This is a genomic window from Stenotrophomonas aracearum, from assembly GCF_031834615.1.
Classification (GTDB): domain Bacteria; phylum Pseudomonadota; class Gammaproteobacteria; order Xanthomonadales; family Xanthomonadaceae; genus Stenotrophomonas; species Stenotrophomonas aracearum.
Map to the genome: position 1 here is coordinate 3,485,304 of NZ_CP115543.1, position 20,948 is coordinate 3,506,251.

Annotated in this window: 17 protein-coding genes and 2 pseudogenes; 8 read left to right on the plus strand and 11 right to left on the minus strand. The window is 65.7% G+C overall.

What is annotated here, in order from left to right; genetic code table 11:
- Window positions 1-8 precede the first annotated feature (8 nt).
- On the plus strand, window positions 9-749 hold the full coding sequence (gene phbB / locus PDM28_RS15725; protein WP_070209654.1) for an acetoacetyl-CoA reductase: 741 nt from the start codon (window positions 9-11) through the stop codon (window positions 747-749).
- Between the two features lie 121 nt (window positions 750-870).
- Here phbB and PDM28_RS15730 read toward each other — a convergent pair whose 3' ends face one another.
- The 7 genes and pseudogenes from PDM28_RS15730 to PDM28_RS15760 form a co-directional block, all read right to left on the minus strand.
- Window positions 871-3,165: a TonB-dependent receptor gene (locus PDM28_RS15730; protein WP_311182769.1), complete on the minus strand. Its 2,295-nt coding sequence runs from the start codon at window positions 3,163-3,165 to the stop codon at window positions 871-873.
- A gap of 116 nt (window positions 3,166-3,281) precedes the next feature.
- The gene (locus PDM28_RS15735; protein ID WP_311182770.1) at window positions 3,282-3,659 is read right to left on the minus strand and encodes a hypothetical protein; all 378 of its coding nucleotides are present in this window, start codon (window positions 3,657-3,659) and stop codon (window positions 3,282-3,284) included.
- Window positions 3,660-3,675: 16 nt separating this feature from the next.
- Window positions 3,676-6,006, minus strand: coding sequence for a TonB-dependent receptor domain-containing protein (locus tag PDM28_RS15740; RefSeq protein ID WP_311182771.1), 2,331 nt, complete (start codon window positions 6,004-6,006; stop codon window positions 3,676-3,678).
- 154 nt (window positions 6,007-6,160) lie between these two features.
- Window positions 6,161-6,304: pseudogene (locus PDM28_RS15745) on the minus strand (flavohemoglobin expression-modulating QEGLA motif protein); the annotation flags it as partial.
- A 10-nt stretch (window positions 6,305-6,314) separates the two neighbouring features.
- A pseudogene (locus tag PDM28_RS15750) lies at window positions 6,315-6,764 on the minus strand (TonB-dependent receptor plug domain-containing protein); the annotation flags it as partial.
- Between the two features lie 1,606 nt (window positions 6,765-8,370).
- A complete protein-coding gene (locus tag PDM28_RS15755; RefSeq protein WP_311182772.1) occupies window positions 8,371-8,838 on the minus strand; it encodes a hypothetical protein in 468 nt (155 codons plus the stop codon).
- Window positions 8,839-8,892: 54 nt separating this feature from the next.
- Window positions 8,893-10,134, minus strand: coding sequence for a flavohemoglobin expression-modulating QEGLA motif protein (locus PDM28_RS15760; RefSeq protein ID WP_311182773.1), 1,242 nt, complete (start codon window positions 10,132-10,134; stop codon window positions 8,893-8,895).
- A 200-nt stretch (window positions 10,135-10,334) separates the two neighbouring features.
- Between PDM28_RS15760 and PDM28_RS15765 the strand changes: the two genes are divergently transcribed.
- On the plus strand, window positions 10,335-10,706 hold the full coding sequence (locus PDM28_RS15765) for an MbcA/ParS/Xre antitoxin family protein (RefSeq protein ID WP_311182774.1): 372 nt from the start codon (window positions 10,335-10,337) through the stop codon (window positions 10,704-10,706).
- A gap of 9 nt (window positions 10,707-10,715) precedes the next feature.
- Here PDM28_RS15765 and rsgA read toward each other — a convergent pair whose 3' ends face one another.
- Window positions 10,716-11,804 (minus strand): ribosome small subunit-dependent GTPase A, encoded by a 1,089-nt coding sequence (gene rsgA, locus PDM28_RS15770; RefSeq protein ID WP_311182775.1) that lies wholly within the window; start codon window positions 11,802-11,804, stop codon window positions 10,716-10,718.
- Window positions 11,805-11,889: 85 nt separating this feature from the next.
- Between rsgA and PDM28_RS15775 the strand changes: the two genes are divergently transcribed.
- Genes PDM28_RS15775 through PDM28_RS15785 form a run of 3 tightly spaced genes read left to right on the plus strand, consistent with a single transcriptional unit; the run spans window position 11,890 to window position 14,487 of the window.
- Window positions 11,890-13,164 carry a pyridoxal phosphate-dependent aminotransferase gene (locus tag PDM28_RS15775; RefSeq protein WP_311182776.1) on the plus strand — a complete coding sequence of 425 codons (1,275 nt, stop codon included), beginning with the start codon at window positions 11,890-11,892 and terminating at the stop codon, window positions 13,162-13,164.
- A gap of 1 nt (window position 13,165) precedes the next feature.
- Complete coding sequence (locus tag PDM28_RS15780; protein ID WP_311182777.1) at window positions 13,166-13,789, plus strand: SGNH/GDSL hydrolase family protein; 624 nt, start codon at window positions 13,166-13,168, stop codon at window positions 13,787-13,789.
- Window positions 13,729-14,487 (plus strand): methyltransferase domain-containing protein, encoded by a 759-nt coding sequence (locus PDM28_RS15785; RefSeq protein ID WP_311182778.1) that lies wholly within the window; start codon window positions 13,729-13,731, stop codon window positions 14,485-14,487. The genes PDM28_RS15780 and PDM28_RS15785 overlap by 61 nt, the downstream gene beginning before the upstream one ends.
- Before the next feature lie 258 nt (window positions 14,488-14,745).
- On the opposite strand, the gene PDM28_RS15790 is transcribed toward PDM28_RS15785, so the two are convergent.
- Window positions 14,746-15,582, minus strand: a complete 837-nt coding sequence (locus tag PDM28_RS15790; protein WP_311182779.1) for a polysaccharide deacetylase family protein — start codon at window positions 15,580-15,582, stop codon at window positions 14,746-14,748.
- A gap of 58 nt (window positions 15,583-15,640) precedes the next feature.
- On the opposite strand from PDM28_RS15790, the gene grxD reads away from it, so the two are divergent.
- On the plus strand, window positions 15,641-16,567 hold the full coding sequence (gene grxD / locus PDM28_RS15795; protein ID WP_311182780.1) for a Grx4 family monothiol glutaredoxin: 927 nt from the start codon (window positions 15,641-15,643) through the stop codon (window positions 16,565-16,567).
- A 102-nt stretch (window positions 16,568-16,669) separates the two neighbouring features.
- Here the strand turns inward: grxD and PDM28_RS15800 are convergent, their stop codons facing one another.
- A complete protein-coding gene (locus tag PDM28_RS15800) occupies window positions 16,670-17,209 on the minus strand; it encodes a DUF924 family protein (protein WP_102945090.1) in 540 nt (179 codons plus the stop codon).
- Window positions 17,210-17,262: 53 nt separating this feature from the next.
- Complete coding sequence (locus tag PDM28_RS15805) at window positions 17,263-18,039, minus strand: AMP nucleosidase (RefSeq protein WP_102945089.1); 777 nt, start codon at window positions 18,037-18,039, stop codon at window positions 17,263-17,265.
- Window positions 18,040-18,199: 160 nt separating this feature from the next.
- Between PDM28_RS15805 and PDM28_RS15810 the strand changes: the two genes are divergently transcribed.
- Together PDM28_RS15810 and PDM28_RS15815 are read left to right on the plus strand one after the other, a co-directional pair.
- Complete coding sequence (locus tag PDM28_RS15810) at window positions 18,200-19,609, plus strand: amidohydrolase (protein ID WP_311182781.1); 1,410 nt, start codon at window positions 18,200-18,202, stop codon at window positions 19,607-19,609.
- Window positions 19,606-20,871 (plus strand): amidohydrolase family protein, encoded by a 1,266-nt coding sequence (locus tag PDM28_RS15815; RefSeq protein ID WP_311182782.1) that lies wholly within the window; start codon window positions 19,606-19,608, stop codon window positions 20,869-20,871. Before PDM28_RS15810 ends, PDM28_RS15815 begins: the two co-directional genes overlap by 4 nt.
- Window positions 20,872-20,948 lie beyond the last annotated feature (77 nt).

Genomic DNA, 20,948 nt, shown 5'->3' on the forward strand with positions numbered 1-20,948 from the left:
ATATCGAGATGACCCTTCGCATTGCATACGTCACCAGCGGCATGGGCAGCGTGGGCACCGCCATCTGCCAGAAACTGGCCCGCAACGGCCATACGGTGGTGGCGGGCTGCGCACCGGATTCGCCACGCAAAGCCGCATGGCTGCGCGAACAGCGCGAGCTGGGCTTTGACTTCATCGCCTCCGAAGGCAACGCGGCCGACTGGCAGTCCACGGTGGCGGCCTTCACCAAGGTCAAGGCCGAGGTGGGCGAAATCGACGTACTGGTGAACAACGCCGGCGGCAGCCGCGACGTGCTGTTCCGGCAGATGAGCCAGGACGACTGGAACGCGGTGATGGGCTCGAACCTGCATGCGTTGTTCAACATCACCAAGCAGGTGATTGATGGCATGGCATCGCGCGGGTGGGGCCGGATCGTGAACATCGGCTCGGTGAGCGCGCACAAGGGCCAGATCGGCCAGGTGAACTTTGCTACGGCGAAGGCGGCGATGCATGGTTTCAGCCGGGCGCTGGCCAATGAAGTGGCCACGCGCGGGGTGACGGTGAACACCATCTCGCCCGGGTACATCGCCAGCCAGTCGATCAGCAGCTTCCCGCCGGATGTGCTGGATCGGTTGGCCGGATCGGTGCCGATCAGGCGGTTGGGCAAGCCGGAAGAAGTGGCCAGCCTGTGTGCGTGGCTGGCTTCGGATGATGCCGCGTACGTCACTGGGGCGGATTATGCGGTGAACGGTGGGTTGCATATGTTCTGAGCGGTCACGCCCCGAACGGCCGGCCGCACCCGACCCTCGTAGTGCCGGCCGCTGGCCGGCTCCAGGCGGTATGTCGAACGAGACGTAGACCACGTGGAGCCGGCCGGCGGCCGGCACTACGTCAGAATTCCGCGCCGAAGGTCAGGAACAGTTGGCGCGGCGCGCTTGCATGAATCGCATACCGAGTTCCATTCGGGTCAGTCGGCGCAAACGAGCTCAGCTGCCCGGCATACCGCTTGTTGGTCAGGTTCGTGGCATTCAGCGCCACCTTCACGTCCCGCAGCCCCAGCCCCGGCCCGAACGAATACCCCATGCCCGCATCAAACGTGGTCACGCCCGGTACCGACTGGTCGTTGGTATACGTGTAGTACCGCTTCCCGGTGTACTTCCCGCGCAGGCTGGCGAAGAAACCATCCCGGTTCCAGCTGATCTCGCTGGACACCATCTGCTGCGGCGTATCCACGGTGATCTTCCCGGCCACCGGCACCACCACGCCACCGGAGATGTAGTCATCCTCGTAGGTGGTCTTGTTCCACGACACCGCGTTGTACCACTGCAGCCCTTCCACCGGCTTGAGGATGAAGGTCAGCTCCGCACCCTGGCTCTTCACCGAACCCACGTTGATGAAGCGCGTGATGCACTCCGGGCGGGTACCCACCTCAATGCTGGTACACGGGTTGAGCGACAGCAGGCGGTTGTCGAACATCACGTGGTAAGCCGCGATGGAGGCCTGGTACTTCTCGCCAAACGTACGGAAGCCCGCTTCCAGCGTCCGCGACTTCTCCGGCTCCAGATCATCCACGCTGGCCGCAAACGACTCCGGCGAGACCTGCAGCGGGCCGCCACTGCCACCACCGACGAAGGCGGCGATGTTCTCGGCGTAGGAGGCGAACACTTCATTGCGCTCGCTGAGCTTGAAGCCGATACCTGCCTGCGGCAGCACCGACTCCTTCGCGGTGAGCGTGCCCGATGCATAGCTGGACTCGGTGCCAGGTTTTGAAACTGCCGTCATGCGGGTATTCGGGCTCTTGATGCCCACATCCACGGTCAGCCGGTCATCCAGGAAACGCATGCGGTCCTGCACGTAGAACTGGCGCGTGCGGATGTCGTAGTCCTGATCGAACAGGCGGCGGTTCGGGTAGTTCAGGTAACCATCGTCCAGGAACGGACCAGTGATGTAGTAGAAGTTGCGCTCCACGTTGTGGTCGTTGCGCTCGTACCACAGCCCCGCTTCCAGCTCGTGCAGGCCCCACTGCCAGCTCAGCGCGGCGGTGATGCCCTGCCGGTTGATGGTGTAGTTGGTGCTGCGGATGGAGATGGGCAGCGCCTGCGGCGTGCCCGGGTTGGACGGCTGGCCGGGTGCCCACCAGTGGCCCTGGCCGCGGTTCTCATGGTGGTACCCGAGCAGCTTCAGACGCGCGGTGTCGCCCAGTGCGAAGTCAGCATCGAGCGAGTACAGGTTGTCGTCGCGCAGGGCACGGCTCTGGTAGTACGCGTCGTCGATGCTGTTGACGCCGCCGCTGAAGGCGCAGCGCTGGGCATCATAGGTGGCCGGCGCGCAGTACGCGGCAGCCAGGGCGCGATCCCAGTCCGGTGCGTAGATGTTCCAGTCCCAGCCCAGGCCACGGGCGAGCATGCTCTTGGACAGGTACGCATAGTTGGCCTGGCTGACCCGCGAGGTGGCCGCGAAGGCCCCGAAGCGATGGTCGCCCACCTGCCACACCGCCTTGGCGTTGAACTGGCGGGTGGTCTGGTTCTGGTTCGGCTCGGCCCACATGTCCGCGTCCTGGTGAACGCCGGAGACATAGGCCGAGAAACCGTTGAGGTCGCCGGTGTCCACGCGCAGGTAGCCACGGCGCTGGTTGTCGTCGCCCACGGTGACGCTGGCACGGCCACCAAACTCGGTGGACGGGTCCTGCGAGAAGTACTGGATGGTGCCGCCCAGGTTGCTGGTGGACGCCACGCCCAGCGAGCCGATGCCCTGCGAGAGCTCGGCGCCGGCCAGGTTCTCGGCGATCAGCGCACGCGCAATGCTCAGGCCGTTGTAGTTGCCGTAGCTGTTGTCGCCCAGCGGCAGACCGTCGAGCGTGTAGCCCAAGCGGCTCTTGTCGAAGCCGCGCAGGCTGATGGTCTGGGATTCTTCGTTGGCGCCGAACGCGTCGTTGGACTGCACCGACACGCCGGGCAGCCGGTCGAGGATCTTCTGTGCGCTGGTACCGGGCGGCAACACCTGCTTGTCAGCAATGGTGAGGCGCTGCACCTGGCGGGTTTCGCCCTGGCCGATGACGGAGACGGCGTCCAGCGTGCGGGCGGTGGCAGCCGAGTCGGCGCTCAGCGCGGCATCTACGTCGGCGGCATTTGCATTGGCAGCGCACAGCGCGATCGCCACGGCGATCGTCAGGGGACGGTTGAGCATGAGGGTCCGTTGCAAGATGGAGATGGCCTGCGTGGAGCAGGTGCGTCGCCATGGTGCGAGCGGAAGGTTAAGGGATTCTTACGGCGTTGTCGCGCTGGCCGAAACTGCGACCCTCGTCATGGATTGGTCGTCCATACCCATAGCGACGCGCCCATCATGCCGGCGCCTGTGGAGATGAGCATTGAGGTGAGACCCCCGCCAGCGACGGGTAACGCAAAGAGCGCCGATAGCACCAGCGCCGCTGCGCTGCTCGCAAACACGGGGGCTGCCGGGCGTCGAGTGCGTGCCGTATGGCGACACGATGCGGCGACAACGCAGGCGCAGACGACTGCGGTAGACATCTCGACTGCGCTGACACCGTCGCCGACCAGGCCCATGGAAGGCACAGACGCGGGCACCGCAGAAATCGCCGCCCGCACCTTGGCACTCCAGGCGTACACCACGAGCAGCGCCAGGTAAGCCTGGATGACCATCGAACAGGTCATCCGAGCCATTGGAAATGTCCGTCGATCAGAGCTTGACACTCACACCCACCTGAAACCCACGACCAGGAAGTGGCGCTATGTACTTGAGGGGCGAATTGTGGGGGCGCGCCTCTTCATCGAGAAGATTCGATCCATTGATGAAGACTTCCACCGCTGAGACATAGCTGTTGCGGACCGCGAACTCGCGGCTCACTTGAAGATCAACCATGTTGAACGCATCCAGCGGGATCTCTTCGCTTACGTTCTTCCCCAGGTACTTCTGCTTGTCGTAATAGATGCTGGACAGCCGCGCCTTCCATCCGCGGTTCTGCCAGGCGATGTTGGCGCCGTAACGATTGGTGGGCATATTCGGCAGGTACTCGCCATCGTTGTGGGCACGCAGTGAGTCCGGGTTGTCCGCCTTGTTCTTCACTAGGTCCGAAAATGCCGAGAGGTCGAGTTTTCCGAACGCCCCCAGGTCCATCGATTGGGAGACATCGATCTCAACGCCTTCCACGGTGGTGTCGGTCTGCTTCCAATACTTCAGCGGCAATCGGTTGGCGGTCTGCAGCCCGGAGTAGCCCAGGTAGAGGTAGTTCTGGTACTTCATCTCATAGGCCGTGGCCGAGGCGGCGAAGCCGGAACTCTTGAACGCCAGCGTGGCTTCACTGGTTCGCGCCCGTTCCGGACTCAGCTTCTGGCTGCCCTCTTCCTGGGTCATGGTTGAGTAGTGCGCGTTGCTCGCGTAGAGCTCGTTGACCTCGGGCGCCCGCTCGGAGTCCGAGTAGCGCAGCTTTGCCGAGAAGCGGCTGCCAAGTTCGAAGTAGCCGCCGATGCTATGGCTGTTCAGCGAGTAAGCACGGTCCTCCAGGGTGGCGTTGGGCGAATTCCGGGATGTCTTGAACCTGCTCGGCTTGATCTGGTGGTCAATGCGCTCATGCCTGAACCCGCCGTCGAAGATCGCCCAACCCAGATCGAGGCTTTCCTTGACGAAGAACGCGGTCGCGTCGGTCTCCACATCAGGCAGGTATCGCTGCGCGCCGCTTCCGGTGATGTCCCTGGACCGGAGGCTGGCGCCGAGTGTGCCGCTGAGTGGGCCAAACGGCGTGTGGGTGAGCAGTAGTTCGGCTTGATTGGTCTTGAAATCGTACTCGTTCGCCTTCGTGGCGCCGAGGTACTCACCCGAGGTGTTGTCCAGCTTGGCCAGGTTCAGCTCGGCCAGCTCGAACAGCGGCAGCGGGTCGCGAAGGTTTGCTTCGATGGTGTACTTGTCCTGCTTGAGCTTTACGCCCACCGGGCGTCCTGCGCTGTAATCCGCGCCGAACGACAGGTTCTCCATCGAGAATCCAGGCACGCCGTACTCGCTGTCCTTGGAGTCCATGCTGGCTGCAATGTAGCCGCGCTCGAAGAAGTAGGTTGAACCCACGGCCAGGTGGGTGTTCTTGATATAGCTGTTGCCCAGGGTAACGCGGTAGTTCGGCGTGACGTCCCGGTTTATCTTGTTCTGCACATAGGAAGGGGTTCCTTCCACGTACTGCGGATTGGCAGGATTGGTGTAGGTTTTTCCCATCCAGACAGAGGTGGGCCGGTTGGTGAAGAAGGAGAAGTCCCCGTCTGCCCAGTCGGGATTCTCGGTCATGAACTGATCGATGAAAGGCTGCGATGCTTTGTTGTAGACACGCTGCACGCGTGCCTCCCTCTGACAACTGTCGGCCAGTGCGCTGTTGGCGCCGCCCGCAACCGGAAACATCTGGCTGTCGCACACGCTTGCCTTGCTGTTGCCCGGGATGTCGTAGTGTGAGATCCGCTGCACGGACATCTGCAGGTTGGTGGAGATGTTCCGCTGATTGTTGAAGTTCATGCGGAAGCCCTGCGCATCGGCATCGTTGAACCCCTTTCGGAGCATCAGTTCCATCTCCTGATCCTTGTCTTCCATTTCGCGGGAGATCAAACCAGAGTCCATATTGACGCTGCCGCCGATGGCGTTGCCGCCAAAGCGCACGGTGTCGGACGACTTGTTGACCGTGACGCTCTTCACAAAAAGCGGGTCAAACGGGACGTTGATGTCACCGCTGATGGCATTCATGCCGAGAATCGACTGACCGTCTTCAAGGACCTGCACGCGGTTTCCACTCAGGCTGCGAATCACCGGCGCGCCCGAGTTCGGGCCGAATGCGCCGCTCTGTACACCTGAGACGTGCTTGAGCATGTCGCCCAGCGTCCGGTCGGGCGCCTGGGTGTTTTCCACGTTCACTACGGTATCCACGCGGGAAACCTTTTCAGCCTGCACCATTACGGCGGGCAGGGTGACGTTGTCGGCTGCGTGCGCAGCTTGGACACAAAGAAATGTTGCAACAGCAAGAACGTGACGCCGCATACCGGACCCCCCAAGAAAGAGGCGCGATGTTATAACATTACTTTCGCGTCTTCAACGGTGGTCAAGGTCACGGGTTCGGACCCGCGGGTGTTTTCAGGATGATTGGTTATTGCGCCCGGGCTTCTGGCGGTCGGGCATCGTCGGTGGCGACTGCTCACTCGGCCGCCAGCTGATCCATGCGTATGCGGGTGGCAAACCGCGGGAACGCCAGCATACCGGCCAGCCCATTGGCGCGACTCACCCAGTGCGGCAACCAACGCGGCGGGCGCAGGATGCCCTCTTCGAACAGCGGCGCGAAATCAATCGCGTAGGTCAGCGACGCCCTGCGAGAGCTCGTCGCCGGCCAGGTTCTCGGCGATCAGCGCACGCGCGATGCTCAGGCCGTTGTAGTTGCCGTAGCTGTTGTCGCCCAGCGGCAGGCCGTCCAGCGTATAGCCGAGTCGGCTCTTGTCGAAGCCGCGCAGGCTGATGGTCTGGGACTCTTCATTGGCGCCGAAGGCATCATTCGACTGCACCGACACGCCAGGCAGTCGGTCGAGGATCTTCTGCGCGCTGGTGCCGGGCGGCAACACCTGCTTTTCGGCGATGGTGATGCGCTGCACCTGGCGGGTCTCGCCCTGGCCGATAACGGAGGCAGCGTCCAGCGTGCGGGCGGTGACTGCCGAATCGACGCTCAGCGCGGCATCCACGTCGGCGGCGTTTGCATTGGCAGCGCACAGCGCGATCGCCACGGCGATAGTCAGGGGTCGGTTGAGCATGGGGGTCCGTTGCAAGATGGAGATGGCCTGCGTGGAGCAGGTGCGTCGCCATGGTGCGAGGGAAAGATCAAGGAATTCTTACGGCATGCTTCGCGTTGCCTAAAATGCGAACTTCATCGTGGAACGGTGAAACACGGGTCAGCCGACACTTAGCGGCTGGCGTGCAGGCCACACCTCAATTCCGCCCCTGTAATGTCCGCTTCCGGCCAAGAGCGGCCGGTCTATCAGCCCTCGAAGTGCGCTGGGAACAGGCGTCTCGCCTCTGCCTCATCGATCACAGAGGCCGTCCGCTCACCAAACTCCCACCAAGCACCACAGCAATCGCAGTAATGAAGAGCCGCATGCTGTTCTAGACTAGTGAGAACGTGACGGGGAGGAAGGGTCTTGCCGCCGAATCGCGTCACTACTTCAGGTGACCACTCGCTCGAGAGCACTCCTTGCCTGCAAAGCTCACATCCCTGCTCTGACCAGTTGCTCATTGCATTCTTCCTATACGCTCAGATCGTCCGCTATGAGTCGGAAGCTAACCATTAGATCACCCCCAGACTACCGCGCCACTTGGGCTCTATCGAACCTTCGGGCTAGCGCAAAAGCGCGATGACGAAGGCTCTGCGGAAAATTTTCGTTAGCGGCCACCGCACTTACCAGGCTGGCTAGTTCGCTGTCCAAGCCTGCCCCCTCTTCAATCCACCGGACGGCTAACTCTGGCCAATAGGAAGTTGGCCAGCGGAGCCCAGCTTTGATGGCCCCACGCACAAACTCTGGCGACGTGACGTCCTTCTGCGGCGACTCGAGGAGCACAACAAGCTCACGGCTGTCCACTGGTCTTCCCTCTGGTTAGGATGCTGCCATGTCGAGCCCACGACTGCTTTCGGCCAGAAGCAGACATCCAAGACGTCGTCCGACCATCAACAGCCATCTTGGCGTTTACCTGCTGCGATCAATTAGTAAACTCCTGCTGTCGGGTCTATGATCAGTTGCGCCTTATTGGTTACGCACCACTGTGCAAGCTCACTTCTAAGCTCCGGCCAGAGGTCCTCGGCCCATGAAGGCGCCGCTCTTTTGAACGCATCTTCAGTTGGGAGGTAGGCAGTAAGAATCCCCATTGGTAACTCAAGCACGAAAGTGCCGCCTGGCCCCGTGCAGACCAATTCTTCCTTCCACCTTGCCCTGAACTCGAAGACGGACATTAGTACCTAGCCACTTAGCAGTTGAACGCGCGGACAGATTATCCGTTATTTTCCGGCATCCTCTGGGTCGATAGCCAACAGTAGCGCTGGACGATTTTCTCAGGTGGTCCTCATGTCAGCTTTCGGCCAGCAGCAGACCTAGAGGTCGGAAGTGGTCACCTACGAACGATCGCTTCCGGTCGGGTCACCGAGGCCTATCGCCTCACTCAAAAGTTGGTCAAGCAGGAGACAACCCTCGGTTTCCGAGAGACCGCTGCCGATCTCAGTGAAGATGCCTCGCTCCTTGTAGAGGACGACCCAAGCGGAGCCATCCCTCACGAGGGAGTAAGACTCGCTCTCCGAGGCAGGTAACGCAATGGAGTAGAGACCCGAATGGACTCCAGCGCGAACCAATTTGTCCCTCAGCTCTTCGATGTTCATTCGAGTGCACGTGCGTCCGCAATTGCTCGAGAGTAGACGTTAGCACCGCCGGGGTTGATCCGCACACCCAGTGTCCGCTTCCGGCCAAAGCGGACATCATTCTTTGGGTACGGAAGGCTAATCGTACGTGCGCAGCTAGCAGGTGCGAAAGTCGTAAACTGACTAATACGCGCCTCAAGCGAAAACGGGTGTTGGAGTGGCACCCAAGCTAAAACGCCACGCGCTGCCAGTTCCGTCAACAAGGGTTTCATGGTTGCGGTAACCAGCAGCCTTGGCTCAATACCTGGGAACTGCCGGATGGTCTTCGACAGCAGAAACTCAAGCTGATCGGCAGACGAAATGCCGGACACGCTGTCGATGGAGAGCGCTGACGATCCCGGCACGAACTGACCTGATGCCGAGATGCTGCCTCCATCGAACCACCACTCATCCCCGCGCTGCGACTTCCATCGATCGTGGTCCATCCCTCCCTATTCTCCTATCTATAGCGAATGCACAGCATTGCTCGTGGCAGCTACTCATTCCGCCGCCAGCTGATCCATCCGAATGCGATTGGCAAACAACGAAAACGCCAGCATCCCGGCCAACCCGTTCGCCCGACTCACCCAGTGCGGCAACCAGCGCGGTGGGCGCAGGATGCCTTCTTCAAACAGCGGCGCGAAATCAATCGCGTCGGTCAATGACATTTTCCCCGCGAACAGCCAGCGGCAATTCTGCAGGCGATCCTCGGCCAGCATGTGGCGGAAGAAGGTATGCACCGAGACCAGCCCGCGCAGGTAAACGGTGTCCTTAGTAAACGCCGCGCCACCCGTAGCCGGCACGCCACGGAACACGCGCTGCGCGGAAGCAAAGCTCTCTTCGTTGTTCTGGCCCGCGTCGCAGAAGTAGCGGAACACCTGGATGAAGTCCGCACCTTCCCGCGCCATGGCAATGGCCTCGGTACGCAGGCTGATGCGCTTGAGCCGCTCGATGTCGATGCTGCCGGTGATCTGCTCGGCGAACGTGGCCAACCCTTCCTGGGTGGCGGTCACGCGCGGCGAGGACAGCGCCAGGCTGGGCAGGTGCGGTTGTTCGCGACCATTGAGCGCGGTCAGCGAATGCACCAACGCTTCATGGTGGAACAGCTGCGCGCGGTCATAGGCGCTGAACCGCGCACTGGTGCGCAGGCGGATGCGGGTGGGACCGGCCGCAGCCTTGGAGATCAGTTCCGGGTCCAGCTGCACGCTGATGATGCGCGATTCGAAGAAGGCGTCCAGGTCGCTCTGCAATTGCAGCTGCAGCGCGGTCGCCGAAACCGGTACCTGCTCCTCCGGAGCCAGCAGCTCGTGATCCAGCTCCTGCGCGATCTGGATGAAATGCCGGGCCGCCTCGCGCGTGCTGGGGCCGTTGCCGGGCAACGGCTGCTCGGGTGATCCGAAGAGCTCTACCGAATAGCGGTCCACTTCAGCGGTACCCAGCGATTCCAGCAGGCCGGCGGCCAGGTCCCAGCTGTGGGCCGAACGCTGGATGTACAGCCCCAGCGGGTGGCTGAGGTCGCACTGGGCGCTGAGCGCGGCCAGTTCGCGGCGGGTGTCGGTGAAATCGAGCTTTGGATATTCCAGCACCGGCAGTACCGGTTGCCCACGCGCAACACTGGCGAGAAACGGGGCCTGGAGCGCGGCTGGCCAGCTGGTCAACGTCAGCAGGCGGATGCCGCCAACCGCCTCCACCAGCCGGGCGTCCAGCGCCGTGTGGTGGGTTACGTCACGGTCCATGGTCATGGGCGCGCTGTTCATACAGAGACAGTAGCAGGGTCGGCGCGGGGTGGGCAGGGTACGCGGGCGGCTCGTGCGTCCGGACGGGCGCACTCCGTGCGGGAAGCGTCAGCTCTGGGGCACCAGCTTCCGGTCAAGGTCCGGCCTTCAGGGCCTTGCTACGCGGGGCGCCGCTTGCCAAAGAGGGCTGGATCGAGCGCGATGGCGTGCCTTACCAGGTGGTCAGAGAGCCCATTGATGGGATATTCGACGGCACCGTCACTTTCCAGACCTTCGTGCACAGCCCCAAAGCCGACTCCATCAAGAAGATGCGCGAAGAGTCCCTGTGCGCAGGAACTAACGGGCAGTCCGCGCCCGGCGTGACGGAGCTCATCAACCGCGTTGAAGACATGCTGGCGGCCGAGCCAGACAGAGCTGAGGCCGGCACCTTCGATGTGGAGCAGTGGGTGGGCGACTGGATCCAGCGGCCGCAGCCGGCCCTGGGCGGTCGGGCCCCGGCCGAGGTAATGGACACCCCCGCCGGTCGCGACTCGGTCATGCGGCTATTGAGCGCCATCCAAAGCGGCGCCTACCAATGACGCCAGGCATTACCGCTTCTTGGTCGGGCGCCACTGCGCGCCCTTGCTCACGTGCTTGCGTTCGATCGCCTGCTGCGCCTGGCGCACCGCCAGCTTCGCAGCAGCCGCAGCCACTTCTTCCTTCAGCTTGAAGTAGTTCAGCAGCCGCTCTTCATCCAGTTCACCCGAGTCGATGGCCGCACGCACGGCGCAGCCGGGCTCGCGCTGGTGGGCGCAATCGCGGAAGCGGCACTGTTCGGCCAGCGCTTCGACGTCGGCAAAGCCCACTTCGCCCAGCGCTTCTTCACCGGTGGGCTTGAGCTCGCGCATGCCGGGGGTGTCGATCAGGCAGGCGCCGGACGGCATCGGAATCAGCGCGCGGTGGGTGGTGGTGTGGCGGCCCTTGGAGTCGTTGCCGCGTACTTCGGCGGTCTTCATCAGCTCGTAGCCGAGCAGCGTGTTGGTCAGGGTCGACTTGCCGGCGCCGGAGGAACCCACCAGCACCACGGTCTGGCCGGCGCCCAGCCACGGCAGCAGTGCGCTGGCGCTGGCCGGGTCGCGGCCATTGATGGCCAGCAGCGGGATGTCCTGGGCGGCCAGTTCTTCGAGCACGGCCAGCGCGTCTTCGCTGTATTCGGTCTGGTCGGCCTTGGTCAGCACCACCACCGGGCGCGCGCCACCGCCGCCGACCAGCATCAGGTAGCGCTCGATCCGGCGCGGGTTGAAGTCCGAATCCAGCCCGCAGACGATGAAGACGGTATCGATGTTGGCCGCGATCACCTGCTGGTGGTAGTGCTCGCCGGCCGCGCCGCGCTTGATCGCGGTGCGCCGGGGCAGCAGCGCCACGATCAGGTTGCCTTCCAGCAGCACCCAGTCGCCCACCGCGGCGCGTTCGTGGCTGGGGAAGCGCGGGCGCTGCCATTCGGCGGGCGATTCGGTCTTGATCGCCGCGCCGGGGGCGTCGGCCACCACGTAGCCGGTGCGGTGCTGTTCGACCACCCGGCCCGGGCGGCCCTGCGGGTGGGCATCGAACAGGGCCTGCCAGGCCGGCAGCTCGGGGGCGCCTGCCCAGGGCCAGCCCATGGTCTGCAGGGCGTGGAAGTCGATCGGTTCGCTCATGGGCCCATTCTAGGCGAAGGGCCGCAACCGCACCGCAGCATTTCCGCTACCATGCGATTTCCATGCCCGAAACCACGGCCCAGTCATGTCAACGCCCCCGCTGAAGCCGCTTGCTACCCGCGAGCGCCTGTCCGAAGTCCGCTACGAGATCCGGGGCGAACTGGCGCGGCGAGCGCGGGAGCTGGAGGCACAGGGGCGCAAGCTGATCAAGCTGAACATCGGCAACCCGGGCAACTTCGGGTTCCGCGCGCCGGAACACCTGCAGCGCGCCATTGCCGACGACATGGGCCGTACCGATCCCTACACCCACCAGCAGGGCCTGCCCGAGGCGCGTGAGGCGATTGCCGCCGCGTATGCCCGCCGTGGCGCCCCCGACGCGCACCCGGACCGGGTGTTCATCGGCAACGGGGTGAGCGAGCTGATCGACCTGTCGCTGCGCGCCCTGCTCAACCCCGGCGACGAAGTGCTGGTGCCCTCGCCCGACTACCCGCTGTGGTCGGCGGCGACCATCCTCAACGACGGCCGCCCGGTGTACTACCGCTGCGCGCCGGAGAACAACTTCCAGCCCGACCCGGTGGAGATCGAATCGCTGGTGTCTTCGCGCACCCGCGCGATCGTGCTGATCAACCCGAACAACCCCAGCGGCGCCAGCTACCCGCGCGAGCTGCTGGAGCGCATCGTGGCGGTGGCGGCCAAGCACAACCTGCTGCTGATGGTCGATGAGATCTACGACCAGATCCTGTATGACGGCGCGCAGTTCCAGCCGGTGGCCCCGCTGGCCGGCGACCACCCGTGCATCACCTTCAGCGGCCTGAGCAAGGTGCACCGCGCCTGCGGCTGGCGCGTGGGCTGGGCGATGCTGTCCGGCGCCGCCCAGCGCCTGGGCGAGTTCCGCGCGGCGATGGACCTGCTCAGCGCGCTGCGCCTGTGCGCCAACGTGCCGGGCCAGTACGCCATCGATGCGGCGGTGAACGGGCCGGACACGGTGTCGGCGCTGTGCGCCCCCGGTGGCCGCCTGTATGAAACCCGCCGTGCGGTGATCGAGGCCTGCAACGCCAGCGAACACCTTTCGCTGGTGGCGCCGGCCGGTGCGCTCTATGCGTTCCCGGCGGTGGTGGGCGATGCGGCACGCAGCTTCGACGACCACGATTTCGCACTCGACCTGATGAACCAGGAAGGCGTGCTGGTGGTGCCCGGCTCGAGCTTCAACGTGCCCTACCGCCACCACTTCCGCGTGACCCTGCTGCCGGAGGCCGAGGTGATGCGCGACGTGTTCGCGCGCATCGACCGGGCGCTGGCGCGCCGCGCTGAAGCCAATACCAAAGTAGTCCCGCTCAAGCCACGCAGCGCGGTGGCTTGAGGTGGCGGTGTCCTACCTGGCGCTGGGCGACTCGTACACCATCGGTGAAGGCGTGGCCCCGGCCGGGCGCTGGCCGGTGCAGCTGGCCACGGCGCTGCAGGAAGCCGGGCATGTCGTGGACGAACCGCAGATCATCGCCACCACCGGCTGGACTACAGACGAACTGGACGGCGGGATCGACGCCGCCGCGCCGCAGGGGCCGTTTGGCTTCGTCAGCCTGCTGATCGGGGTCAACGACCAGTACCGGGGGCGCAGCGTGGAGGAGTACCGTCCCGCCTTCACTGCCCTGTTGCAGCGCGCGATCGCGTTCGCCGACAAGCGTCCGGGGCGCGTGCTGGTGCTGTCGATTCCCGACTGGGGCGTGACCCCGTTCGCACGCGACAACAAGCGTGATCCCGCGCAGATCGCGCGCGAACTGGATGCGTACAACGCGGCCGCGAAGACGATCTGCACCGACCATGGCGTGGCCTTCGTGGACATCACGCCTGTCAGCCGCGAACGCGGTGCCGAACCGGCGATGCTGGTCGAAGACGGCCTGCATCCCTCCGCCGCGATGTATACCGAATGGACGCGCCTGGCCTTGCCGGTGGCGCGCACCCTCCTGGACGATGGGGCAGCACGCTGAGCACGGACGCATCACCACTGGCCAGGGAACAGGCCCACCGCATCGCCGAGGCGTACCGCCCGGCGCACCGCTTCGGCAACCGCCGCGATTACTACTACAGCCGCGGCAAGCTCGGCAGCGACCCGCTGTACCCGGGCGTGCTGGCGGCGCTGGCGCCGTGTTCGCGTCCGCTGCTGGACATCGGCTGCGGGCTGGGCTTGCTGGCGCATGTACTGAGGCAACATGACCGCAGCCAGCCGTACCTGGGCGTGGATATCGACGCCGACAAGATTGCCCGCGCGCAGCGCGCGGGTGCGCGTGCGGCGCTGGTCGAGGCGCGTTTCGACTGCGTGGACGCCAGTGCTGCCCTGCCCCACCACCACGGCAGCGTGGCCCTGCTGGATGTGCTGCAGTACCTGCCGGCCGAGGCCCAACCGGTGTTGCTGCGCGATGCAGCAGCGCGCGTTGCGCCCGGTGGCCGACTGGTGATCCGCACCACGCTGGCCGACAACAGCGGCCGCGACCGCACCACCCGCGTCACCGACATGCTGGCCCACCTGGTGGGTTGGATGGGCACGCGCCCGCGCCATTATCCGGATGCGGCGAGCGTTCGCGCCCCTTTGGAAGCCGCCGGCCTGCAGCTGCAGATGACCCCGCTGTACGGGAACACGCCGTTCAACAACTGGTTGGTGGTTGCCGTGCGCGGGGAGATCGCATGACCAGGACCGGGCCCCGCCATTCCGCGCTGGGTGTTGCCGCACTGGTGGTGAGCCTGGTGGCCCTGGTGCTGTTTGCGGTCACCGCGCACGTAGCGCACCTGCCGCGCTACGCGGACATGCAGGACGTGCCGGTCGCGGTGCTGGTGATGCTATTCGTCAGCCTGGGCGTGACCATCGTGGGCCTGCTGCTCGGCATCGGCAGCGCGCTGCAGCACCAGCGCCGCCGGGTCACCGGCGTACTGGCGCTGGGCCTGTCGATCACGCTGTTGTGGGCGCAGGCGTCGCTGGGGAGCTGGGTTCACCAGCAGTGGGAGCAGGCGCATCCGGCAGCACCGCCTGCAGACCGCGCTTCTGCATCGCCTGCAACACCGCTTCAATGATCGCGAGGTTGTGACCGTGCGCGGCGCCTTCGTGCAGCAGCACGATCGCGCCGGAACGCAGGTCGGCCACGACACGGTCGATGACCTGCTGCGGCTGGCAGTCCACACCGTCGAAGCCGCGCGCGCTCCAGCCGACCCGGGTCAGGTCCCAGCGCTTCAGCGCTGGGGCCACGAACGGGTTGGTCATGCCTACCACCGAGCGGTACCAGCGCGGCGGGCTGCCGGCGATGTCGGTCAGGATCTGCTGGCAGCGGGCGATTTCGTCGGCCATCGTCGCCGGGCCCAACCGCCAGAACCGGGTCTGCGGGTGGCTGTGGCTGTGGTTGCCCAGGTCGTGGCCACGCGCCAGCACCTGGCGCACCAGTGCCGGCTGGGCGGCGGCGCGCTCGCCGACCATGAAGAAGGTGGCCTTGGCCTGGTAGCGGTCGAGCAGGTCCAGCACCGCCGGGGTCTCGGCCGAAGGGCCGTCATCGAGGGTCAGCCATACGTGCGGCGCCGGCCCGGGCAGGCGGCTCAGTACCGGTGCATAGAAGCGGCTGTTGGGCAGGAACACCGGCACCATGAACAGCGCGTGCGAGGCCACCATCAGCGGCAGGCCGACGGCCCAGCCCCAGGCCCACCAAGCCAGCGCCACGGCCAGCTGGGACACCACCAGCCAGGGCAGCCAGCGCCACGGGCGGCGGGGAATGCGATGCAACGTTTCCGGGACAGTCATGCCCCATGATGCCATGCGGCGTAGAATGAGCGGTTCGAAACTCCGGACCCCGACCGCCATGTCCCTTGATCCCGCCCTGCGCTCGCGCATTGAATCCATCCTCACCGCCAACCGCGTCGTGCTGTTCATGAAGGGCCAGCCGACCATGCCGCAGTGCGGGTTCTCGGCCAAGGCCGTGGGCGCGCTGCAGGACCTGGGCGTGGAGTTCGCCCACGTCAACGTGCTGGCCGACGCCGAGATCCGCGAAGGCATCAAGGCCTACGGCGACTGGCCGACCATCCCGCAGCTCTACATCGAAGGCGAACTGGTCGGCGGCAGCGACATCATCCTGCAGATGGCCAGCAGCGGGGAGCTGAGCAGCGTGCTCGGCCTGGCCGCGCCGGACCGCACCCCGCCGCGCATCACCGTGACCCCGGCTGCGGTGGAAATGCTGCGCGGCGCGCTGGCCGACGCCCCGGGCGCGGCACTGCAGCTGGGCATCGACGCGCAGTTCCAGCCGAACTTCCAGCTGGCCCCGCACGACGACAACGCCATTGCCGCCGAATCCAACGGCCTGCGCGTGCAGTTCGACCTGGCCAGCGCGCGCCGCGCCGAAGGCATCACCATCGACTGGGTGGACGACATCCGCGGCAAGGGCCTGGCCATCGACAACCCGAACGCACCGAAGGCCGTGCAGGAGCTGTCCGTGCGCGACGCCGACGACCAGCGCCGCGCCGGCAGCGTGACCATCGTGGACGTGCGCCCGGCCGACGAGCGCGCCATCGCCGCCATCGACGGTGCGTTCGAAACCTTCGACGGCGACAACCGCGCCCGCCTGGAAGCCCTGCCCAAGGACACCCCGCTGGCCTTCCTGTGCCACCACGGTGGCCGCAGCGCGCAGGCCGCAGAGCAGTTCCGTGCGCTGGGCTTCAGCAAGGTCTACAACATCACCGGCGGTATCGACGCCTGGTCGGATACGGTGGACAACAGCGTGCCGAAGTACTGATCGCGAAATCGGAATAAGAAAAAACGCCGGCAATGCCGGCGTTTTTTTTGGGCGATCCGCCGCAGCGTAGTGACACGCCATGCGTGTCAACGCGCCAACGAATCAGCCGGCAAACCCACCCTCAGCCAGGAAATCCAGTTCCTCCGCCGTAGGCATCCGCCCAAGCACCGCATTCCGATGCGGAAACCGCCCGAAGCGCCGGATGATGTCGCGGTGCAGCTCGGCGTACTGCAGGTACTCCTTGTCGCCGAGCACATCGAACATCGCCACGGACCGCTCCTGGTCCTGCGGATCTTCCGAATGTTCGAACGGCAGGTAGATGAAAGCGCGCAGCTTCGGCACCAGTTCCAGGTCCAGCCCCTCTTCCACCGCGCGCATGGCGTAGTGGCGGGCCAGCCCGTCGGTGGCGTAGGAATGGGCGGTGTCGCGGAAGCAGTTGCGGGGGAACTGGTCGAGCAGGATCATCAGCGCCAGCGCGCCCTCGGACGTGGCCAGCCAATGCTCACGCGCACGCTTTGCCGCCGCGAAGTGCTCCTCCTGGAACATCTCGCGGAAACGCGCATCGAACGCGTCATCGCGCGCGAACCATTTCTCCGGTCCCGCGTCGCGCCAGAACTCCACGATGTTTGCCGCCACGTCCATTCACTGCCCCTGCGGGCGGCGCGCCATCCCGGCGTCCACCCCTGCCAATGCCATCACTCGTCAAAGCGCAGGTGTCGGACCGACTTGCCGTTGCGCCGTATAAGCTTAAGCGCCTCGATGCCGATCTGGATATGGTTTTCGACGAACTGCGAGCTGACCTTGGCGTCCGACGCCTCGGTCTTGACCCCGTCCGGGATCATCGGCTGGTCCGAGACCAGCAGCAGCGCCCCGATCGGGATGTGGTTGGCGAAACCGGCCGCGAACAGGGTGGCCGTTTCCATGTCGATGGCCATGCAGCGCATCAGCCGCAGCCGCTCCTTGAACGCTTCGTCGTGCTCCCAGACCCGCCGGTTGGTGGTGTAGACGGTGCCGGTCCAGTAGTCGTGGCCGAGGTCGCGGATGGTGGTGGACACCGCCCGCTGCAGCGCGAAGGCCGGCAGCGCCGGCACTTCCGGCGGCAGATAGTCGCTGGAGGTGCCCTCACCGCGGATCGCGGCGATCGGCAGGATCAGGTCGCCCAGCTGGTTCTTGCGCTTCAGCCCCCCGCACTTGCCCAGGAATAGCACCGCCTTGGGCATCACCGCTGAGAGCAGGTCCATCACGATGGCCGCGTTGGGGCTGCCCATGCCGAAGTTGATGAGCGTGATGCCGTCGTGGGTCACGCTCGCCATCGGCCGGTCCAGGCCCTGCACCGGCGCGCCGGTGAGGTGGGAAAACACGTGCAGGTAGCCACTGAAGTTGGTCAGCAGCACGTGCGGGCCGAACTGGTCCAAGGGCACGCCGGTGTAGCGCGGCAGCCAGTTTTCGACGATTTCCTGCTTGTTCTTCATTGCCCGGTTCCGTTCCGCCTCTGTATTCGTGGGCCAATTGTCATGGGCTTGAACGAATAAGCAAGCCGGAAACGGTCGCACCGTGCGCTTGGTCACTTGGCAACGCCTCGCCCAGCGGCTAGCGTCGCGGAACGATCTTTCACGCTGCATCGGGGACAACATGCGTACACGATTGACCGTCGGGCTGGGCCTGGCGTTGTTTGCACTGGCCGCGCCCTCGGCGCCGGCCGCATCGCGCTTCACCCAGGACCCCTACCCCAGCACCTACGCGCCGATTCCTTCGGCCCCGGTGCTGATCCGCAATGCCACCGTGCTCACCGGCACCGGGCAGCGCCTGGAACGCACCGACCTGCTGCTGCGCGACGGCCGCGTCGCCGCGCTGGGCACCGCGCTGGAAGCCCCGGCCGGCGCGGTGCAGGTGGACGCCAGCGGCAAGTGGGTCACCCCCGGCATCATCGACGTGCACTCGCACCTGGGCGTGTACCCCAGCCCCAGCGTGGGCGCGCATGCCGACGGCAATGAAATGACCGCACCGGTCACCGCCAACGTCTGGGCCGAACACTCGGTATGGCCGCAGGACCCCGGCTTTGCGGCCGCGCTGGCCGGCGGGGTGACCTCGCTGCAGATCCTGCCCGGCTCGGCCAATCTGGTCGGCGGGCGTGGGGTGACGTTGAAGAACGTGCCGGCCACCACCTACCAGGCGATGAAGTTCCCCGGCGCGCCGTGGGGCATGAAGATGGCCTGCGGCGAGAACCCAAAGCGCGTGTACGGCAGCGGCAAGGGCGTGGCACCGCAGACCCGCATGGGCAGCGTGGCCGGGTACCGCGCAGCCTTCATCGACGCCAGCGAATACCTCGCCAAGAACTCGCCGAAGACGGTCAAGAAGAAGCGCTGGTTCAGCGGCAGCGACAAGGGCGACAGCGCCGGCGACAGCGGCGGCAAGCGCGATCTCAAGCTGGACACGCTGGCCGGGGTGATCGACGGCGACATCCGCGTGCATATCCACTGCTACCGCGCCGATGAAATGGCCACCATGCTCGACCTGGCCAAGGAATTCGGCTTCAAGGTCGCCGCGTTCCACCACGCCACCGAGGCCTACAAGCTGTCCGACCGGCTGGCGGCTGAAGGCGTGTGCGGTGCGCTGTGGGCCGACTGGTGGGGCTTCAAGATGGAAGCCTTCGACGGCATCCAGGACAACATCGCGCTGGTCGACCGCCCGGCCAACAGCTGCGCGATCGTGCACTCCGATTCGCCCGAGGGCATCCAGCGCCTCAACCAGGAAGCGGCCAAGGTGATCGCCAACGCGCGTCGTGCGGGCATGCCGATCACGCCCGAACACGCCATCGCCTGGCTGACCATGAACCCGGCAAAATCGATGGGCATCGAGCAACAGACCGGTAGCCTGGAGGTGGGCAAGATGGGCGACGTGGTGATCTGGAACGGCAGTCCCTTCAGTTCCTACGCACTGGCCGAGAAGGTCTATATCGACGGCCACCAGGTGTACGACCGCCAGGACGCACCCCGGCAGCCGCTGTCGGACTTCATGCTCGGCCAGGAGGCCCGCCCATGAGCGCGCGTTCGAAGGCTTCACTGCTGGCGCTGGCGCTGCTGGCGGCGGCACCGGCCAGCTGGGCACAGGACCTGCTGGTCCGCAATGCCACGGTGCATACCGCCACCGCGCGTGGCAGCCTGGAGCACAGCGACGTGCTGGTCCAGGGCGGGGTGATCCGCGCGGTCGGCACCGGCTTGGCCGCGCCGGCCGGGGTGACCGTGGTGGAGGCCAACGGCCGCCCGCTGACCCCGGCGCTGTTCGGCGGCATCACCGACATCGGCATCGAAGAGGTGTCCGGCGAGTCGACCACGGTGGACAGCACGTTGAAGCTGGAAGACCAGCCGCTGCGTCCGGAGTTCGATGTGACCCTGGCCTACAACCCGTCCTCGGTGCTGATTCCGGTGGCGCGGCTGGACGGCATCGGCTTTACCGCGCTGGGTGCGAACAGCGGCGGCGGCTTCGTCGCCGGCCAGGGCGGGGTGATGCGGCTGGACGGCAGTGCCGACCCGATCGGGCCGCTGGCGCTGTACCTGCGGCTGGGCTCTTCGGCCGCCGAACTCACCGGCAACTCGCGCGCCGCGCAGTGGATGCTGCTGGAGCAGATGGTGAGCGAAGCGCGCGGCCGGGTCCCGGTCGATTCGCCGCATGCCCTGCTCACGCCGGCCGGGCGCGCCACGCTGGCCCGCTACCTGGCCGGCCAGGGACGCCTGGTGGTCGAAGTGGACCGCGCCGCCGACATCCGCCAGCTGCTGCGCTGGGCCGCGCGCGAGAAGGTGAAGATCGCCATCGCCGGCGGCGCTGAAGCCTGGCGGGTGGCCCCGCAGCTGGCGCAGGCCGGGGTGCCGGTGTTCGTCGATGCGCTGGGCAACCTTCCGGCCAGCTTCGACCAGCTCGGCGCCACGCTGGAAAACGCCGCGCGCCTGCACGCCGCCGGCGTGCCGGTCAGCTTCACCCAGCGCGACGACCCCTCGCACAACGCCCGCAAGATGCGCCAGCTGGCCGGCAACGCAGTGGCCAACGGCCTGCCCTGGCAGGACGGCCTGGCCGGGCTGACCCGGGTGCCGGCACAGGCGCTGGGGGTGGGCGACAAGGTGGGCAGCATCGAGCCGGGCAAGCTGGCCGACCTGGTGCTGTGGGAAGGCGACCCGCTGGACGTGGGCCACTATGCCGAGCAGGTCTGGCTGGGTGGCCGGGCCATGCCGATGCGCTCGCGCCAGACCGAGCTGCGCGACCGCTATGCGGCGCCGGCGGGGAGCGAACCGCGGGCATACTCGCGCTAAGGTGGGGTGGCGATGCCGGGCAGAATCCGGCATCGCCGAAGCTGACCCGCGCGGTCAGGTAAGCGGACGCGTTTTGA

Excerpts from the sequence above, each read along its gene's own strand:
- phbB (WP_070209654.1), top strand. The coding sequence starts at position 9 with ATGACCCTTCGCATTGCATACGTCACCAGCGGCATGGGCAGCGTGGGC.
- PDM28_RS15730 (WP_311182769.1), bottom strand. The coding sequence starts at position 3,165 with ATGCTCAACCGTCCCCTGACGATCGCCGTGGCGATCGCGCTGTGCGCT.
- PDM28_RS15735 (WP_311182770.1), bottom strand. The coding sequence starts at position 3,659 with ATGGCTCGGATGACCTGTTCGATGGTCATCCAGGCTTACCTGGCGCTG.
- PDM28_RS15740 (WP_311182771.1), bottom strand. The coding sequence starts at position 6,006 with ATGCGGCGTCACGTTCTTGCTGTTGCAACATTTCTTTGTGTCCAAGCT.
- PDM28_RS15755 (WP_311182772.1), bottom strand. The coding sequence starts at position 8,838 with ATGGACCACGATCGATGGAAGTCGCAGCGCGGGGATGAGTGGTGGTTC.
- PDM28_RS15760 (WP_311182773.1), bottom strand. The coding sequence starts at position 10,134 with ATGACCATGGACCGTGACGTAACCCACCACACGGCGCTGGACGCCCGG.
- rsgA (WP_311182775.1), bottom strand. The coding sequence starts at position 11,804 with ATGAGCGAACCGATCGACTTCCACGCCCTGCAGACCATGGGCTGGCCC.
- PDM28_RS15775 (WP_311182776.1), top strand. The coding sequence starts at position 11,890 with ATGTCAACGCCCCCGCTGAAGCCGCTTGCTACCCGCGAGCGCCTGTCC.
- PDM28_RS15785 (WP_311182778.1), top strand. The coding sequence starts at position 13,729 with ATGGACGCGCCTGGCCTTGCCGGTGGCGCGCACCCTCCTGGACGATGG.
- PDM28_RS15790 (WP_311182779.1), bottom strand. The coding sequence starts at position 15,582 with ATGACTGTCCCGGAAACGTTGCATCGCATTCCCCGCCGCCCGTGGCGC.
- grxD (WP_311182780.1), top strand. The coding sequence starts at position 15,641 with ATGTCCCTTGATCCCGCCCTGCGCTCGCGCATTGAATCCATCCTCACC.
- PDM28_RS15800 (WP_102945090.1), bottom strand. The coding sequence starts at position 17,209 with ATGGACGTGGCGGCAAACATCGTGGAGTTCTGGCGCGACGCGGGACCG.
- PDM28_RS15805 (WP_102945089.1), bottom strand. The coding sequence starts at position 18,039 with ATGAAGAACAAGCAGGAAATCGTCGAAAACTGGCTGCCGCGCTACACC.
- PDM28_RS15810 (WP_311182781.1), top strand. The coding sequence starts at position 18,200 with ATGCGTACACGATTGACCGTCGGGCTGGGCCTGGCGTTGTTTGCACTG.
- PDM28_RS15815 (WP_311182782.1), top strand. The coding sequence starts at position 19,606 with ATGAGCGCGCGTTCGAAGGCTTCACTGCTGGCGCTGGCGCTGCTGGCG.